The organism is Nocardia sp. N2S4-5 (assembly GCF_044628355.1).
GTDB lineage: Bacteria > Actinomycetota > Actinomycetes > Mycobacteriales > Mycobacteriaceae > Nocardia > Nocardia wallacei_B.
Map to the genome: position 1 here is coordinate 5,520,203 of NZ_JBIUPM010000001.1, position 15,791 is coordinate 5,535,993.

A 15,791-nucleotide genomic window follows, 5' to 3' on the forward strand; every position below is an offset into this window, starting at 1 on the left:
CACGCGTCAGTCGAGTGCGAAGAGGTTGAGCTTGTACGCGCCGACCGTCCGAGGAAGGAGGCGCGACAGCAAGGGCATGCCGAACCGGTAGCGCCACGGCCAAGTACGGGCCAACTCGGGCTGCGGGGTAGCGAAGGTGCGGCTGTCCAGCAGTGTCAAACCCCAGCTCGCCAGGGACGCCGGGTCTTCGCAAGTCCACCGCATACGCGCCGAGACCGCCCGGAAGACGGGATTGCGTTCCTGGTTGTCCATCATCGCGCGCCCGCCGGTATCGATGGCGAACATGCTGCCGGAGAATCGGTCGGCGAGTTGCCGAACGACCGCGCGCACCTGCTCCTCTTCGAAGTACAGCAGGACCGCCTCGCTGACGAAGAAGTAGGGACCGCCGGTCGCGGCGATCCGATCGAACCAGTCGGTGTCGAGGATCGAGCCCGCGATCGTGCTGACGCGGTCGGTGTCGTCGAAGAACGTGCGCCGCAGCGCCATGGTGTCCGGCAGGTCCAGGTCGAACCAGCGGGCCCGGCCGTTGTCCAGCCGGTCCGAGCGGGTGTTCAAGCCCGCGCCCAGCTCGATCACCGTGCCGTCCGGGTGCTCCGCGAGGAATCGCTGGACCCAGGCATCGAAGATCGAGGTGCGCAGCACGGACCCGGACAACGAGGGGCCGCGGAATCCCGTGAAGTCGTACTCGATGCGCTCGACGAGTTCGACCGCCTTCTCATCACCCAGTACGGGCCGTCGCGCGCGGGCGTCGAGCGCCCGCCCGTACAGCGGAATGAGCAGAGTTTCCTGCACGGCACCCAGTCGAACGGCTTCCTTGCTCACCCGGACCTCCCAGTGAAGTTAGGTAACGCTAACCTCATTGTCGAGCCGGGTCAATGGGCCGAGGGAACCTGCTGAGTTGAGCGTCACACTCGATCTCCGGGTGGGCGTGCGCTCCCGCGACGGGCACAATGGGAGACAGTTCACGCCGGTGTCGCGCGATCTCCAGATGCGCGGCGCCGCAACGCAATGTGCGCGCGTCATCGTGGTGAGTGCTGGAGAGTTGCGGGACCAAGATGCCGACGCGCCGGTGGAACTCCGCGTAAACGCCGGGCTAACACCGGCGGAATCGCCTGTGACCTGCGCGAAACTTCGCCGACCCGGCCTTTGTCGGCGTGTCCGCGACCGTACGATTCAAGTGTGAGCGTTCCTCAGGCCGTGCTGCTGGCACTTCTGGCGGCCGTAGTAGGCCTGGCTGTCGGCGGACTGCTCATTCCCTATGTGAACGCCCGGCAGGCGGAGCGCCGCGAGGCCGAATCGGGCCTGACCATGTCGCAGGTGCTCGACCTGATCGTGCTCGCCTCGGAGAGTGGCATCGCGGTCGTCGACGAATACCGCGATGTGGTGCTGGTGAATCCGCGTGCGGAGGAACTGGGCCTGGTCCGCAACCGGCTGCTCGACGAGCGGGCCTGGGCCGCCGTGGAGAAGGTGCTGTTCACCGCGGACAGCGTGGATTTCGATCTCACACTGAAGAATCCGACGCCCGGCCGCGCCAGCATCGCGGTGCGCGGGGTGGCGCGGCCGCTGTCGCGGGACAACTCCAACTTCGTCGTGCTGTTCGCCGACGACGATTCCGAGCAGGCCCGGATGGAGGCGACCCGCCGGGACTTCGTCGCCAACGTCAGCCACGAACTCAAGACTCCGGTCGGCGCGATGAGTCTGCTGGCGGAGGCGTTGCTGGAATCGGCCGACGACCCGGATTCGGTGCGGCACTTCGGCGAGCGTCTGCACGCCGAGTCCGGCCGCATGGGCAAGATGGTGACCGAGCTGATCGCGCTCTCGCGGCTGCAGGGCGCGGAGAAGCTGCCGCAGCTCGAGGCCGTCGACGTGGATACCGTCGTCAACGCCGCCATCGAGCGCTCGCGCACCGCCGCCGAGGCCGCCGGCATCACCGTCAGCACCGACGCCAACAGCGGGCTCGAGGTGCTCGGCGACGAGACGCTGCTGGTCACCGCGCTGTCGAACCTCGTCGAGAACGCCATCAACTACTCCCCGAAGGGCTCGCACGTGTCGGTGAGCCGCTCGCTGCGCGGTGGTTACGTGAATATCGCCGTCACCGATCGCGGCATCGGCATCGCCAAGGAGGACCAGGAGCGGGTGTTCGAGCGCTTCTTCCGCGCCGACAAGGCCCGCTCGCGCGCCACCGGCGGGACCGGACTCGGCCTGGCTATCGTCAAACACGTGGCCGCCAATCACAACGGCGAGATCACGCTGTGGAGCAAGCTGGGCACGGGCTCGACGTTCACCCTGCGCATCCCCGCCACCGACGCCGAGGAAGGCGTCGAGGGCGTGACGGGCGAGCGAAGGACTCCCACCGGAATCGCGGTGGGTAAGAAGGAAATCGGTCCGCGCCCCAACGGGCGGGCCAGACCAAACGGTGTGGAGGCAACCCGATGACGAGTGTGCTGATCGTCGAGGACGAGGAGTCGCTGGCCGATCCGCTCGCGTTCCTGCTGCGCAAGGAGGGGTTCGAGGTCACCCTGGTCGGCGACGGTCCGTCCGCCCTGGCCGAGTTCGACCGCTCCGGCGCTGACATCGTGCTGCTCGATCTCATGCTGCCCGGCATGAGTGGCACCGACGTCTGTAAGCAGCTGCGTACCCGCAGCAGCGTGCCCGTGATCATGGTGACGGCGCGGGACAGCGAGATCGACAAGGTGGTCGGGCTGGAACTCGGCGCCGACGACTATGTGACCAAGCCGTACTCCTCGCGCGAGCTGATCGCCCGCATCCGTGCGGTGCTGCGACGCGGCGCGGGCGAGGAGGTGGACGGCGGCAACGAGACCGGCGTCCTGGAAGCGGGGCCGGTGCGGATGGACGTCGACCGCCACACCGTGCAGGTCAACGGCAAGCCGGTGACGTTGCCGCTCAAGGAGTTCGACCTGCTGGAGTACCTGCTGCGCAACTCCGGCCGGGTGCTGACCCGCGGCCAGCTCATCGATCGGGTGTGGGGCGCGGACTACGTCGGCGACACCAAGACCCTCGATGTGCACGTCAAACGGTTGCGCTCGAAGATCGAGGCCGACCCGGCCAAGCCCGAGCACCTCGTCACCGTGCGCGGCTTGGGCTACAAGCTCGAGGCCTGAGAGCGGTTCGGCCGGGGTGCGAGTCCCCGGCCGGAGCCGCGTCGGGGACTAGACGATGTGCACCCAGGCGGTGCCGATCTGCGGGAGATCCATCTTCGACAGCGGCTGCCAGCCGAAGTCGTCGTGTTGCAGGCAGTCGTAGAGCGGGATGTCGGCGCCGTTGCCGCGGCAGGCGATGGTGCGCGAGGTGCCGTACGGAGTGACGACGACCTGCTTGCCGTTCTGCTGCGCGGTCAGGGCGGCCGGATCCGTGAAGGTCACGAACTTGTCGGTCTGCACGTTGTAGTCGGTCGGGTCGAAGGCGGCGTCCTCGCCGTGCGCGACGGGAGCCAGCGCGAGCGCGGCGCCGACGGTCAGGACTGCGGTTGCCATGATTTTCCTCATCATGGAACTGATGCCTACCAGGATCGGGTGAATCCTTCATGTCGAGGCGGTGTCATCCAGCTTTTTCGCCGCGAGTCGCGCGCGTTCGGCGGTGTGTCGGTACTGGTCGTGAAGAGTTGCTGCGACCTCGCGCAACGTCGTCCGCACCGCCGGATCCGCGACCGTGCCGTCGGCGCCGACCATCGCGCTCAGCACGGTGATCCGGCGGCATGCGGGCTCGATGATCTCCGCGCCGACGTATCCCAGCACGGTGCGCAGCGATGCCACCGCCCCGTCGCCGCGGCCCTCGGCGGCCACGTTGATCCAGGCCACCGGCTTCTCGTAGAGGTCCGCGGTGCCGACGGTCCACTCCAGCAGGTTCTTCAGGCTGCCGGGCATGAGGCCCGCGTACTCCGGTGAGCAGAACAGCACGGTATCCGTGGCCGCCAAGCGCTCGCGCAATTCGGCGACTGCGGCGGGCGCGGGCCCGTCGCCCGGCACGAATGCCGGAAGGTCGGCCAGCCCCGTATACATCTCGGTCGAGACATCCTGCGGTGCAACGGCTTCAAAGGTCCGCAGCGCGGCGGTATTGGTGGAACCGGGCCGGGTGCTGCCGGAGACCAGCAGGATTCGTACGCTCACAACCACGGTCAAGGGCCGCGCGGCGCGGTCTTATTCCGTCCGGTCCGCGTCTCTACGGTGCGGCGCGGCGTTCCGCTTCGACGGTCGCCGGATGCACCGCGACGATCCCCAGGCCCTCGCGGCGCTTGCAGTGCCGGGCCAGTTCGTCGTAGGCGGGCTGCCCGATCAGTTCGATCAGCTCCGGGGCGTAGGACTGCCACACCGGGCGCGAGCCGACGTGGGCGTCGGGGGAGCCCGAGCAGTACCAGTGCAGGTCGAGGCCGCCGGGGCCCCAGCCGCGCCGGTCGTACTCGGTGAGGGTGGTGCGCAGGATCTGCACGCCGTCGGGCCGGTCCACCCAGTCCTGGGTGCGCCGGATCGGCAGCTGCCAGCACACCTCGGGCTTCACCGTGAGCGGCTCCAGACCCTTGCGCAGCGCCATGCTGTGCAGCGCGCATCCGATGCCGCCGGCGAAACCGGGGCGATTGAGGAAGATGCACGCGCCGTCGTGGCGGCGGGTGCGCAGGGCGGGCTCGTCGTCGAGGTCGTCCTCTTCCAGATACAGCTTCTTGCGGACCTTGCCGTTCGCGTCGAGTGCCTGGTCCATCAGCTGCCAGTCCTCGGGTGTGAGCATCTTCACAGCCCGGTGCAGCTTCTTGCGATCGTCGTCGTCGCACAGGAACGCGCCGTGCGAACAGCAGCCGTCGTCGGGGCGGCCCTCGATGATGCCCTGGCACGCGGGGGTGCCGAAGACGCACGTCCATCTCGACAGCAACCAGGTCAGGTCGGCCGCAATGGTGTGCTCGTCGTTTGCTGGATCGACGAATTCGATCCATTCCCGCGGGAAGTCGAGATCGACCTCTGGGCTGGGTTCGATCTTCGCCGCTGGTCGCAACCCGGTCGGGGCGCTCGCGGAAGCTCCTGCCGTCACATCGCCAGACGCTAACAGCTTCGGCCCGCACCGTGCATTTCCGGGCTTTACGGGACGTTGCCCCTGCGCGGCACCACAACCCAGTACCGTGTTCTTGTGCGGCTCGGTGTGCTCGATGTGGGAAGCAATACCGTCCACCTACTCGTGGTGGACGCGCATCGTGGTGGCCACCCGATGCCGATGAGTTCCAGGAAGGCGACGCTGCGGCTGTCGGAGAACATCGACGACCAGGGCCGCATCATCTCCGAGGGCGCCGCCCGCCTCACCCGGACGGTCGCCGAATTCGCCAGTATCGCAAAGTCTTCCGGCTGCGTGCAGCTGATGTCGTTCGCCACCTCGGCGGTGCGCGAGGCCACCAACTCCGAGGAGGTGCTGGCCCAGGTCCGGCTCGAGACGGGGGTGGACCTGCGGGTGCTGGCGGGGGTCGACGAGGCTCGGCTGACGTTCCTGGCGGTGCGGCGCTGGTACGGCTGGAGTGCGGGACGCATCCTCAATCTCGACATCGGCGGCGGCTCGCTCGAGCTGAGCAGCGGCTGCGACGAGGCGCCGGACGTGGCGTTGTCGTTGCCGCTGGGCGCCGGGCGGTTGACCCGCGACTGGCTGCGCGAGGACCCGCCGGGCAAGCACCGGGTGGCGGTCCTGCGCGACTGGCTCGACGCCGAGATGGTCATCCCGGCCAAACAGCTGCTGGATTCCGGCCGCCCCGATCTGGCCGTCGGTACCTCCAAGACGTTCCGCACGCTGGCCCGGCTCACCGGCGCCGCCCCCTCCGGCGCGGGTCCCCGGGAACGGCGTATCCTCTCCAGTTCCGGTCTGCGCCAGCTGATCGCGTTCATTTCCCGGATGACCGCGGCGGACCGGGCAGAATTGGAGGGCGTTAGTTCCGATCGGTCACAGCAACTGGTGGCTGGAGCATTGGTCGCGGAGGCGAGTATGCGAGCGTTATCGCTGGATACTCTCGAGATTTGCCCTTGGGCGCTGCGGGAGGGATTGATCCTGCGCAAACTGGATACCGACCTGGACAGCGAACCCGGTGCCGGCAACGGCCGTCCGAGCGGAATACCGGGACCGACCGAAACGGTGTCGAGATGAGTGACGAATCCACCCAGCTGTCGGTCGCCGAGCTGCTGGCCCGCAACGGCCAGGGCGTTCCCGCGTCGGGCGGCGGCCGGCGTCGCCGCAGCGGCCGCGGCATCTCCGTCACCGACCTGACCGGTGACATGCCGGCCGTCCGCGAGGGCTCGTCCGCGCACGCCGCGCCCGAGCCGGAGACCGCCGAGCCGACGCCGGACTACTCCGCCGCGTTACCCGACACCGGGCCGTCCGATTCGCCGCTGTCCGGGCCGATTTCGTACTACGACCCGCTCGGTTCGAGCGGCTCGGAGTCGAACGGTTACGGAGCCGGGGGGAGCGGCTACGACCTGAACGGCCTCGGCGCGAACGGTTCGGGGGGTAACGGGTACGCGCCGAACGGTTACAGCGGTAACGGTGCCGACGGGTACGCGGGCAACGGCGCTGGGAGCAGCGGATACGAGCCCGATGGGTCCGGTGGCAATGGTTACGCGCCCGATGGGTACGGCGCGAACGGTGCCGAGGGCAATGGTTATGCGCCCGGCGGTTTCGGTGGGAGCGGATACGAGCCCAGCGGTTTCGGGGCGAACGGCAACGGTTACCAGCCGAACGGCAGCAACGGGTACGCCCCTGGTGCGAACGGCAACGGGTATGCGCCCGGCGCGAACGGTAACGGGTACGACCCCGGCGCGAACGGCAGCAACGGTTACGGTGCCAACGGCATCGGCAGCAACGGTTACGACCGGAATGGCTTCGGCGCCAATGGTGCTGGGAGCAACGGTTACGACGCGAACGGTGCGGGGAGTAGCGGTTACGGCTCGAACGGCTTCGGTGCGAACGGTGCTGGGAGCAACGGTTACGACGCGAACGGTGCGGGGAGTAGCGGTTACGGCTCGAACGGCTTCGGTGCGAACGGTGCCGGGGGCAATGGTTACGACGCGAACGGCTTCGGCGCGAACGGTGCGGGGGGTAACGGTTACCAGCCGAACGGGGCCGGGCCGAACGCGGTTGCACCTCCCGGATTCGAGCCCGCGGCATACGAGCCGCCCGCCTTCGAGGCGCACTCCTACCAGTCGCCCGCCATGTCCGACGCCGCGTTGCGTGACCCGACGGGCTTCGGCTGGCCCGGATCCGGTTCCGACGCTTCGGCTTCCGCACCGGAAGCCGACCCGTTCGCACCCAACGCCCGGGGCGGCAGGCGCGCGCGGCGCGAACGGATGGAGGCGCTCGAGGCGCTGTCGGAGCAGCAGGCCGCGCCGGAACTGCCCGACCCCGGCCTCCCCGGATCGGAGGGCGGCCGACGCCGCCGTCGCGAACCGGACATCGAGGCGACCGAGGTCCGGCCGTTCGGCGGCGGGCCCTTCAGGCCCGTCGAAAACGCCGCTCCCACGGCCTGGGCCCCGCAGCGAACCCCCGAGTCCGAGCCGTTCGCAACGCCTTTCCGCGGTCCCGATCAGTCCGATCGCGCCGAACCGCCGCCGCGACCGCAATTGCCGCGCCGCAACCGGGACGGCGGCGCCCCTGCCGCCCTGCCCGCGTGGTCGGCGCGAAGACGAACTCCACCGGACGCGCCCCCGGACCATCCCGCCCGCAACGGCGCATCACCGCCCCCGCCCCCGGACGGCGACCCCACGGCGCTCTGGTCCGCGGCCAACCCCGATCAACAGCTGGTCTCGGGATCCACCGTCGCCGGGGATCTGCTGCGTGATCGAGCCGAGCGCGGCGAGCGTCCGCCTCGCGGCAACCGGCGTGCCGGACGAGCCGGTGCCGCCGGACTGCTCGAGGTCCCCGACGATCGCACCGACGTCTACATGCCGATCGAGCCCGACGAGTTCGACCCGGACGACGAGTTCGACCCGGATTTCGACTCCGACCTCGCCGACGACGAAGACGACGACCTCGACAAGCCGGCTCGCCCGTGGGCCGAACGCGCCAGTCGCCTCGCCGCCCGCTCGCGCGCGCTGGTCCCCTCCCGCGCTACCGGCACCCGGTCCGGTGGCGCCCGAGCCGCCGCCAAGAGCCCGGACGAACTGGCGCGGCAGCAGTGGATGGTGCTCGGCGGTCAGGTCGCCGGGGCCGCGGTCGCGGGCATGCTGCTGTTCAAGGGCTTCGAGAAGATGTGGGATGTCCTGCCGTTCGTCGCCCTGACGCTCGCCATGGTCGTGATCCTCGGCCTGGTGGCCCTGGTCCGCGTCCTGCGCCGCACCGACGACATCATGAGCACCGTGATCGCCGTGATCGTGGGCATCTTCGTGACGCTCGGCCCGCTAGCCTTTCTACTCAGCACCAACTGAGCAGGGAGCGGCAGTGGGGAACAGGCAGGCGGGGAACGACATCCGGGTGGGATTGTCCACGGCTTCGGTCTATCCGGAGAACACCGAGGCGGCATTTCGCTACGCGGCCGAACTCGGTTACGACGGAATCGAATTGATGGTCTGGGCCGAACCGGCCAGCCAGAGCATCACCACCGTGGAGAACTACGCGCGCCGGTATTCGATGCCGGTGCTGGCGGTGCACGCGCCGTGTCTGCTCATCTCACAGCGGGTCTGGGGCGCCGACCCGATCGCGAAACTGGAGCGCAGCGTGCGCACGGCGGAGGCGCTCGAGGCGAGCACGGTCGTGGTGCATCCGCCGTTCCGCTGGCAGCGGCGCTACGCCGACGGGTTCGCCGCACAGGTCGCGCAGCTGGAGGAGCACAGCTCGGTGGCGGTGGCCGTGGAGAACATGTTCCCGATGCGGGCCGACACCCTGTTCGGGCGGCGGACGGGGTCGGCGCGACGGCTGGAACGCCGTGGTGGACCGGGACTTTCGCTGACCGCGTTCAGTCCGTCCTACGACCCGACCGACACCGGCTTCGGCAACTACACCCTCGACCTGTCACACACCGCGACCGCAGGGGTGGACCCGCTCGCGCTCGCCGCCCGGATGGGCGACAACCTGGCCCACCTGCACCTCGCCGACGGCACCGGCGCCGCCCACGACGAGCACCTGGTTCCCGGCGAGGGCAACCAGCCGTGCGCCGAAGTCTGTGAAGCGTTGGTACACAACGGCTTCCACGGCCACGCGGTGATCGAGGTCAACACCCAGAACGCCCGCACCAAGGCCGCCCGCGCCGCCGCCCTCCACCGCGCCCTCACCTTCGCCCGCGCCCACCTCAACGACCTCCAGACCGCGCCCACCCCGGAACCCACCGGAGCCCAGCGCGTCTGACGGCGATCCGCAGACCCGAGCGCTTCGCACCGAACGACGTGGTCCGGCCGGTGTGGCTGGTGAGCAGGTGTGCCGCGTTCGTCACAGTGGGTGGGAATCGCGGGCGGACCTCGAGGCTTATACGCTGTACGAGCATGGGTCGGGTGGGATGTGCTCGGAGAAAGGAGCGGCGGTGACGGAGCTGGCCATGGATGTGGGACGGACCGGTGCGGGGCTCGGCGATGCCCCGTTCAGCCGGGTGTGCGCGGTGACCGAACTGCCGTCGGACCTGCCGGATGTCGGTCGCTACGGCGGCGAGATCGACCCGACCTGGACCATCGGCAACAAGCTGCACGGCGGCACCATGGTCGCGGGCAGCGCCGCGGCCGCGACTCGCCGGTTGCGGACCGTCGCGCCCGCCCTGTCCGAGATGTTCCCGATCGCGGGTTCGAGCGATTTCCTCGGCGCCCCGGATCCCGGCGAGGTCGAGTACCACGTCCGCATCCGCAAGACCGGTAAACGAATCAGCTTGGTGGACACCGACCTCGTGCAGAACGGGCGCGCCCTGGTGCACACCGCCTTCACCTTCGCGCACCTCGACGATGCCGCCCCCGCCTACACCCGCGACATCGACATCGACATGCCCGCGGAGCCGCCCGCCGGCGCCCTCGGCTACGAGCCCGATTCGCCGATGGGCCGCATCGTCAATGTCGCCCAGGCCGCTTCGGTCGCCATCGATCCGGAATGGGCCGTCTTCCTGAAGGGGGAGCAGGGCGAACCCCGGCTGCGGCTGTGGATCCGTCCCCGTCCGGGCGACGAGCAGGACCCGGACGTCGCCGCCTACTTCGCCATGATGGCCGGAGACATGAGTCCGCCGGTGCCCGCGAACCTGGGCCGCTTCGGCTGGGCGCCGACGGTGCAGCTGACCACGTACCTGCGTCGCCGCCCGGCCCCGGGCTGGCTGCGGGTCATCGCGACCGCGCAGGAGATCGGCGCGGGCATGTTCGACGAGGATCAGCTGGTGCTCGATGCCACCGGCGCGGTCGTCGCCCAGACCCGGCAGCTCGCCCTGATCCCGCAGCCGCGCTAGCACGCAACTAGCCTTGACCGTCATGACGAGAATTGCGGTGATCGGTGGCGGACGGATCGGCGAGGCGTTGATTGCCGGGCTGCTCGAATCGGGGCGGGCGAGCAAGGATCTGGTCGTCGTCGAAACGGCTCCGGCGCGGGCCGAGTTTCTCGTCGAACGGTTCGGCATCCGGGTCACCGACAGCATCTCCGACGCGGCGACGTCCGCGGATCTGCTGGTGATCGCGGTGAAACCGCACGATGTCGACGCGGTGCTGACCCAGCTGGGCAAGGCCGAACTGGACAACGACCGCGATCAGGTCCTGGTGTCGCTGGCCGCCGGCGTGCCGACCGCCCGGCTCGAGTCCAAGATGCCCGCGGGCTTCCCGGTCGTGCGCGTCATGTCCAACACGCCGATGCTGGTCGGTCAGGGGATGAGCGTGCTGGCCTCGGGCCGGTACGCCAAGCCCGAGCAGTTGCAGCAGGTCAGTGAGGTGCTGGAGGCGGTCGGCAAGGTAGTGACCGTGCCGGAGTCGCAGATGGACGCGGTGACCGCGGTGTCCGGCTCGGGCCCGGCGTACTTCTTCCTGGTCGTCGAGGCCATGGTGGAGGCGGGAGTCGGTCTCGGCCTGAGCCGTGACGTGGCGAGCCAGCTCGTCGGCCAGACCATGCTGGGCTCGGCCGCCCTGCTGGAAGAGTCGGGACAGGACGCCGCGGAGTTGCGCGCGGCAGTCACCTCGCCGGCCGGCACCACCGCGGCCGCGGTGCGCGAACTCGAGCGCGGCGGCGTGCGCTCGGCGTTCTGGGAGGCGCTGCATGCCGCCAAGCGACGCTCCGTAGAACAGGGATCGACCGGGGAGTAGCGCGCAAACGACACTGTTATCTCCCACCCGTCGCAGTAATCCCACTGGTCCCGCTAAGCTTCAAGGAGCACGTGCGTGTCTGTTCCGCCGGTGGGGAAGCCGGCGGCGCGGACGTGCCGGAGGTGTCAGTGGCGCAATGATGTCTGGAAACAGCTCTGCGAGTACCGGTCCCGCTATCGGTGGAGGGACTCAGTTCCTCACCGTCGCCGAAGTGGCGAATCTGATGCGGGTCTCCAAGATGACGGTGTACCGGTTGGTGCATTCCGGTGAACTGCCCGCTGTGCGGGTGGGTCGATCGTTCCGGGTGCATGCCAAAGCCGTGCACGATTATCTGCAGACGTCCTACTTCGACGCGGGGTAGGGCGGCCGCTCGGGCCCCAACCGTTCCGGCGACAGCCGGAATGGCGGGCTCGGCGACCCTGTAGACGGGCCGACCGCCCGGTGATCCCCGTTTCGTTCGCCGAGGGTTGGCCCGGTAACATGGACCATCGTCGTGTTCGCCAGCCGAAGTGCTGGTCCCGGCCGGGCGGACACGGGCGTACGTGAACCGGCGTGCGCGCCGAGGAGAGAAAGAACGCGAGGAACAGCCCTATGGGTTCTGTGATCAAGAAGCGCCGCAAGCGCATGTCGAAGAAGAAGCACCGCAAGCTGCTCCGCCGCACTCGGGTGCAGCGTCGCAAACTCGGCAAGTAACGCTGCGGTAGCCGAAAGCCCGTCACCCGCCGTGGTGGCGGGTTTTCGTATTTCATCGTAAGAAGGAAGTTAAACCCGGCTGAGCTGCTCTCGGCAGCGGCTACTCTGGAACGCGGAATCGGCGGTATGGGGGCTGCACAGGTGGGATCCGGCGTGGCTACGAACGTGCGAGACGGGCATACGCCCAAGGTGGTGCTGGTGACCGGCGCGAGCCGGTTCTTCGGCGGCAATGTCGTCGCGCGCCTGGCTGCCGACCCCACGGTCGAACGCATCATCGCCGTCGACGCCCGCACGCCCGGCCGGGAGTTGCTGCGCCGGATGGGCCGGGCCGAATTCGTCCGCGCCGATATTCGAAATCCGTTGATCCGCAAGGTGTTCGACCGCAACGAGGTCGACACGGTGGTGCATCCGGCGGTGCTGTCGCGGCCGCCGTCCGGCGGTGGGCGCGCGGTCATGAAGGATTTCAACGTGCTCGGCACCATGCAGCTGTTCGCGGTCTGCCAGAAGTCGCCGAGTGTGCGGCGGGTGGTGGTGCGCTCGTCGTCGGCGGTATACGGCTGTAGCGCGAAAGACCCGGCGAAATTCACCGAGGAAATGAGCGCGCGCACGCCGCCGCGCGGGTGGTTCGCCCGCGACATGATCGAAGTGGAAGGTTTCGTGCGCGGCCTGGCGCGCCGCCGGCCGGATATCGCCGCGTCCATTCTGCGTTTTCCGCCGATTGTCGGCCCGCGGCTGGCGCACCGGGGCGTGCAGTATTTCCGTTCCCCGGTCACGCCGACGATCCTCGGCCGCGACCCGCGCATCCAACTGCTGCACGAGGAGGACGCGATAGCCGCGCTGACCCATGCGGCGCTGGCCGCGCCGGGCGGCACCTTCAACGTGGCGGGCGACGGGGCGCTGGTGCTGTCGCAGGCCGTCCGCCGGGCCGGTCGCATCGAGCTGCCGGTCCCGTTCGCGCTGTTCCGCAGCGTGGGCCGCTCGTTCATGGGCCCGGTGATGCGGGAATTCACGAGTGAACAGATCGACTACTTCCATTTCGGCTGCGGACTGGACACCACCCGGATGCGCACCGAACTCGGATACCAGCCGCGCTGGACGACAGTGCAGGCATTCGACGATTTCGTCGGGGGCGCAGCGTTGCGGCCCGTCATAGATCCACGCTGGATCGACGCTGCAGAGACGAAACTTCTCGGCCTGGTCGGGGCCGGAGCGGGAGCACACCAATGAATGACGTGGCCAAGGTAATTCAGCTGCACGATGTGGACTTCGAGGCGCGCCATCGCGCGCCCGCGCGCCGCTGGCCGGGTGAATCGGCGCCGAGTCCGGTCACGTCGCTGACCGAACGGCTCGCCGAGGCGGGTCCGCGGCCCCCGCGCACGCTGGGCGACATGGTGCGCGGCGCCGTCACCGACGGCATTCGCGGTACCGCCGATTTCGCCCGCCGCCGCCTCACCGGCGACTATCAGGTCGACGAGTTCGGGCTCGACGAGCACCTGCTGGAGTCGGTGGTGCTGCCCGCGCTGCGGCCACTGTCGGAGCTGTGGTTCCGGGTGCAGGTCTCCGGCATCGAGAATCTGCCCGAGTCGGGCGGGGCGCTCATCGTGTCCAATCACGCCGGCGTGGTGCCGATCGACGGCCTGATGCTGCAGCTGGCGGTGCACGACCGGCATCCGAAACAGCGGGCGCTGCGGCTGCTGGCCGCCGACCTGATCTTCGAGCTGCCGGTGCTGGGCGGCCTGGCCCGCAAGGCCGGTCACACCCTGGCCTGCCCCTCCGACGCGGAGCGGCTGCTGCGCGCGGGCGAGCTGGCGGGTGTGTTCCCCGAGGGTTTCAAGGGCATCGGCAAGCCGTACTCCGAGCGCTACAAGCTACAGCGGTTCGGGCGCGGGGGTTTCGTGTCGGCGGCGGTCAAGACGGGCGTGCCGATCATTCCGTGCTCGATCGTCGGCTCGGAGGAGATCTACCCGAAGCTCGCCGACCTCAAGCCGCTCGCCCGCCTGCTCGGCCTGCCGTACTTCCCGGTGACCCCGCTGTTCCCGCACCTCGGCGTGCTCGGCGCCCTCCCGCTGCCGTCGAAGTGGTACATCGAGTTCGGCACGCCGATCACCACCACCGCCTACGAACCCGAGGCCGCCGACGACCCGATGACCATGTTCGAGGTCACCGACCAGGTCCGCGAAACCATCCAGCAGACGCTCTACAAACTGCTCATGAAGCGCCGCAATCCCTTTACGGGATAAGTATTTTGGCCTTCGCGCCGAAAACTCTTAGCAGGTGGTCATGAGCTCAAGTGGTGGCGTCGCGCTTGCGGGTGAGTACTGCCGCGGCCGCACCGCCCGCCGCGCCCAGGGCGAGGGCTGTCGGTACGCCGATCTTGGCGGCCTTGCGGCCGGTGCGGAAGTCGCGGATTTCCCAGCCGCGGTTCTTGGCTACCTCGCGGAGGTCCGAATCGGGGTTGATGGCGACCGAGGTGCCTACCAGGGAGAGCATGGGGACGTCGTTGTGGCTGTCGGAGTAGGCGGTGCAGCGCTTGAGGTTCAGGCCCTCGCGGATGGCCAGCGTGCGGACCGCGTGGGCCTTGCCTAGGCCGTGCAGGATGTCGCCGACCAGGCGGCCGGTGAAGACGCCGTCCACGCTCTCGGCGACGGTGCCCAGCGCGCCGGTGAGGCCGAGGCGCTTCGCGATCACCTGGGCCAGCTCCACGGGGGTGGCCGTTACCAGCCACACCTGCTGCCCGGCGTCCAGGTGCATCTGTGCCAGCGCGCGGGTGCCCGGCCAGATCTTGTCGGCGATGATCTCGTCGTAGATCTCCTCGCCGAGCGCGGCGAGTTCGGCAGTGGAGCGGCCCGCGATGAACGACAGCGCCTTCTCCTTGCCGCTGACCATGTCGCCCGCGTTCTCCTTGCCGGTGACCCGGAACTTCACCTGCTTCCAGGCGATGTCGACCAGGTCCGAACTCTTGAAGTACTTGCGGGCGGCCAGGCCGCGGGCGAAGTGCACGATCGACGCGCCCTGCACCATGGTGTTGTCGACGTCGAAGAACGCCGCCGCGGTCAGATCCCGCGGTACCTCCGAATCCGGTTCCGCCACACCGGCTTCCAGCTCGGCGTCGTGCAGCGCGAGGGCGGCGTCGGCACTGGCCTCACCGGCCAGGTTGGCGCGCACCTCCTCCTCGCTCGGCCCGAACGGGCTGCGCGCGATGCGAGTGAGCTGATCGGACAGGCCCTGGCTCCAGCGTGCCGGGAATTCGCCGAATCTACCCGCGATGAAGCCCGTCCTCGCATCCTTCGATCGTTCCGGCACCAGTACCTCCGCCCGTCAACGCGAACACCCCAACCCTAACTGGTTTTAATGGCGCCGCCTTCGGCGTCGCGGGTTTGCGGCGCCCTGTGGCTCGGTTTTCAGCGACCACCGCTTGCTCCTTCGTCGCGGCGCGGCGGCCACTGAAAACCGAGCCGCGCCGCAAACCTTGGGAGTTGGCGTGGTTGCGGGATTGAATGGGGGCATGGGCGACTCCACGCATTCGGTGACGTTGTTGACTCGGGCGGGGTGTGGGATGTGCACCGTCGCGCTGGAGCAGTTGCGGGTGATCTGCGGCGATTTCGGGATCGAGCCGGGGACGGTGGACGTGGACGAGGCCGCGGCGAGCGATCCGGGGCTGCGGGCCGAATACGGCGATCGGCTGCCGGTAGTGTTGCTCGACGGGCGCGAACACAGTTATTTCGACGTCGACGAGACGCGCCTGCGGGCGGATCTGCGCCGCTGAGCACGCCGCCCGGCGCGTTGTGTGGAAACTCACCGCCGACTGCGGGTTGAATGGGGCGGCACGGCCCGACCTCGAGTGACCGAATTCACCGACTTTGTGCAGGG

The 15,791-nt window shown here is 69.0% G+C and carries 17 protein-coding genes; 12 read left to right on the forward strand and 5 right to left on the reverse strand.

All coding sequences use genetic code 11. The features are described from left to right. Window positions 1-6: 6 nt before the first annotated feature. Complete coding sequence (locus ACFMRZ_RS25320; protein WP_400181010.1) at window positions 7-822, reverse strand: class I SAM-dependent methyltransferase; 816 nt, start codon at window positions 820-822, stop codon at window positions 7-9. Between the two features lie 357 nt (window positions 823-1,179). Here ACFMRZ_RS25320 and ACFMRZ_RS25325 point away from each other — a divergent pair, with 357 nt between their 5' ends. Together ACFMRZ_RS25325 and ACFMRZ_RS25330 are read left to right on the forward strand one after the other, a co-directional pair. Next, entirely contained in the window at window positions 1,180-2,436 is a 1,257-nt protein-coding gene (locus ACFMRZ_RS25325) for a sensor histidine kinase (protein WP_400181011.1), read from the forward strand. Continuing rightward, the gene (locus tag ACFMRZ_RS25330; protein ID WP_280270705.1) at window positions 2,433-3,122 is read left to right on the forward strand and encodes a response regulator transcription factor; all 690 of its coding nucleotides are present in this window, start codon (window positions 2,433-2,435) and stop codon (window positions 3,120-3,122) included. Before ACFMRZ_RS25325 ends, ACFMRZ_RS25330 begins: the two co-directional genes overlap by 4 nt. Window positions 3,123-3,170: 48 nt before the next feature. Here ACFMRZ_RS25330 and ACFMRZ_RS25335 read toward each other — a convergent pair whose 3' ends face one another. From ACFMRZ_RS25335 to ACFMRZ_RS25345, 3 genes are read right to left on the reverse strand one after another with little or no spacing between them, the layout of a single operon-like run. Continuing rightward, window positions 3,171-3,494: a hypothetical protein gene (locus ACFMRZ_RS25335; protein ID WP_280362357.1), complete on the reverse strand. Its 324-nt coding sequence runs from the start codon at window positions 3,492-3,494 to the stop codon at window positions 3,171-3,173. 48 nt (window positions 3,495-3,542) lie between these two features. Then, the gene (locus tag ACFMRZ_RS25340) at window positions 3,543-4,127 is read right to left on the reverse strand and encodes an NADPH-dependent FMN reductase (protein ID WP_400181012.1); all 585 of its coding nucleotides are present in this window, start codon (window positions 4,125-4,127) and stop codon (window positions 3,543-3,545) included. Between the two features lie 52 nt (window positions 4,128-4,179). Continuing rightward, complete coding sequence (locus ACFMRZ_RS25345) at window positions 4,180-5,037, reverse strand: hypothetical protein (RefSeq protein WP_400181013.1); 858 nt, start codon at window positions 5,035-5,037, stop codon at window positions 4,180-4,182. Between the two features lie 96 nt (window positions 5,038-5,133). On the opposite strand from ACFMRZ_RS25345, the gene ACFMRZ_RS25350 reads away from it, so the two are divergent. The 9 genes from ACFMRZ_RS25350 (at window position 5,134) to ACFMRZ_RS25390 (ending at window position 14,161) form a co-directional block, all read left to right on the forward strand. Next, window positions 5,134-6,129 (forward strand): hypothetical protein, encoded by a 996-nt coding sequence (locus tag ACFMRZ_RS25350; protein WP_400181014.1) that lies wholly within the window; start codon window positions 5,134-5,136, stop codon window positions 6,127-6,129. After that, window positions 6,126-8,402 carry a hypothetical protein gene (locus ACFMRZ_RS25355; protein ID WP_400181015.1) on the forward strand — a complete coding sequence of 759 codons (2,277 nt, stop codon included), beginning with the start codon at window positions 6,126-6,128 and terminating at the stop codon, window positions 8,400-8,402. The genes ACFMRZ_RS25350 and ACFMRZ_RS25355 overlap by 4 nt, the downstream gene beginning before the upstream one ends. Before the next feature lie 13 nt (window positions 8,403-8,415). Then, the gene (locus ACFMRZ_RS25360; RefSeq protein WP_400181016.1) at window positions 8,416-9,318 is read left to right on the forward strand and encodes a sugar phosphate isomerase/epimerase family protein; all 903 of its coding nucleotides are present in this window, start codon (window positions 8,416-8,418) and stop codon (window positions 9,316-9,318) included. Window positions 9,319-9,505: 187 nt separating this feature from the next. Continuing rightward, window positions 9,506-10,387: a thioesterase family protein gene (locus tag ACFMRZ_RS25365; protein ID WP_280270720.1), complete on the forward strand. Its 882-nt coding sequence runs from the start codon at window positions 9,506-9,508 to the stop codon at window positions 10,385-10,387. Window positions 10,388-10,409: 22 nt separating this feature from the next. Next, window positions 10,410-11,228, forward strand: coding sequence for a pyrroline-5-carboxylate reductase (gene proC / locus ACFMRZ_RS25370; protein ID WP_280270712.1), 819 nt, complete (start codon window positions 10,410-10,412; stop codon window positions 11,226-11,228). A gap of 136 nt (window positions 11,229-11,364) precedes the next feature. After that, window positions 11,365-11,589, forward strand: coding sequence for a helix-turn-helix domain-containing protein (locus ACFMRZ_RS25375; protein ID WP_024801963.1), 225 nt, complete (start codon window positions 11,365-11,367; stop codon window positions 11,587-11,589). 230 nt (window positions 11,590-11,819) lie between these two features. Beyond that, complete coding sequence (locus ACFMRZ_RS25380; RefSeq protein ID WP_003402602.1) at window positions 11,820-11,921, forward strand: 30S ribosomal protein bS22; 102 nt, start codon at window positions 11,820-11,822, stop codon at window positions 11,919-11,921. Window positions 11,922-12,047: 126 nt separating this feature from the next. After that, window positions 12,048-13,148: an NAD-dependent epimerase/dehydratase family protein gene (locus ACFMRZ_RS25385; protein ID WP_400181017.1), complete on the forward strand. Its 1,101-nt coding sequence runs from the start codon at window positions 12,048-12,050 to the stop codon at window positions 13,146-13,148. Then, window positions 13,145-14,161 carry a lysophospholipid acyltransferase family protein gene (locus ACFMRZ_RS25390; protein WP_280270714.1) on the forward strand — a complete coding sequence of 339 codons (1,017 nt, stop codon included), beginning with the start codon at window positions 13,145-13,147 and terminating at the stop codon, window positions 14,159-14,161. The genes ACFMRZ_RS25385 and ACFMRZ_RS25390 overlap by 4 nt, the downstream gene beginning before the upstream one ends. Window positions 14,162-14,207: 46 nt before the next feature. On the opposite strand, the gene ACFMRZ_RS25395 is transcribed toward ACFMRZ_RS25390, so the two are convergent. Continuing rightward, window positions 14,208-15,224: an HAD family hydrolase gene (locus ACFMRZ_RS25395; RefSeq protein WP_400181018.1), complete on the reverse strand. Its 1,017-nt coding sequence runs from the start codon at window positions 15,222-15,224 to the stop codon at window positions 14,208-14,210. Between the two features lie 202 nt (window positions 15,225-15,426). Here ACFMRZ_RS25395 and ACFMRZ_RS25400 point away from each other — a divergent pair, with 202 nt between their 5' ends. Continuing rightward, the gene (locus ACFMRZ_RS25400; RefSeq protein ID WP_280274340.1) at window positions 15,427-15,687 is read left to right on the forward strand and encodes a glutaredoxin family protein; all 261 of its coding nucleotides are present in this window, start codon (window positions 15,427-15,429) and stop codon (window positions 15,685-15,687) included. Window positions 15,688-15,791 lie beyond the last annotated feature (104 nt).

Excerpts from the sequence above, each read along its gene's own strand:
- ACFMRZ_RS25330 (WP_280270705.1), top strand. The coding sequence starts at position 2,433 with ATGACGAGTGTGCTGATCGTCGAGGACGAGGAGTCGCTGGCCGATCCG.
- ACFMRZ_RS25335 (WP_280362357.1), bottom strand. The coding sequence starts at position 3,494 with ATGGCAACCGCAGTCCTGACCGTCGGCGCCGCGCTCGCGCTGGCTCCC.
- ACFMRZ_RS25355 (WP_400181015.1), top strand. The coding sequence starts at position 6,126 with ATGAGTGACGAATCCACCCAGCTGTCGGTCGCCGAGCTGCTGGCCCGC.
- ACFMRZ_RS25365 (WP_280270720.1), top strand. The coding sequence starts at position 9,506 with ATGGATGTGGGACGGACCGGTGCGGGGCTCGGCGATGCCCCGTTCAGC.
- proC (WP_280270712.1), top strand. The coding sequence starts at position 10,410 with ATGACGAGAATTGCGGTGATCGGTGGCGGACGGATCGGCGAGGCGTTG.
- ACFMRZ_RS25375 (WP_024801963.1), top strand. The coding sequence starts at position 11,365 with ATGATGTCTGGAAACAGCTCTGCGAGTACCGGTCCCGCTATCGGTGGA.
- ACFMRZ_RS25380 (WP_003402602.1), top strand. The coding sequence starts at position 11,820 with ATGGGTTCTGTGATCAAGAAGCGCCGCAAGCGCATGTCGAAGAAGAAG.
- ACFMRZ_RS25385 (WP_400181017.1), top strand. The coding sequence starts at position 12,048 with ATGGGGGCTGCACAGGTGGGATCCGGCGTGGCTACGAACGTGCGAGAC.
- ACFMRZ_RS25390 (WP_280270714.1), top strand. The coding sequence starts at position 13,145 with ATGAATGACGTGGCCAAGGTAATTCAGCTGCACGATGTGGACTTCGAG.
- ACFMRZ_RS25400 (WP_280274340.1), top strand. The coding sequence starts at position 15,427 with ATGGGCGACTCCACGCATTCGGTGACGTTGTTGACTCGGGCGGGGTGT.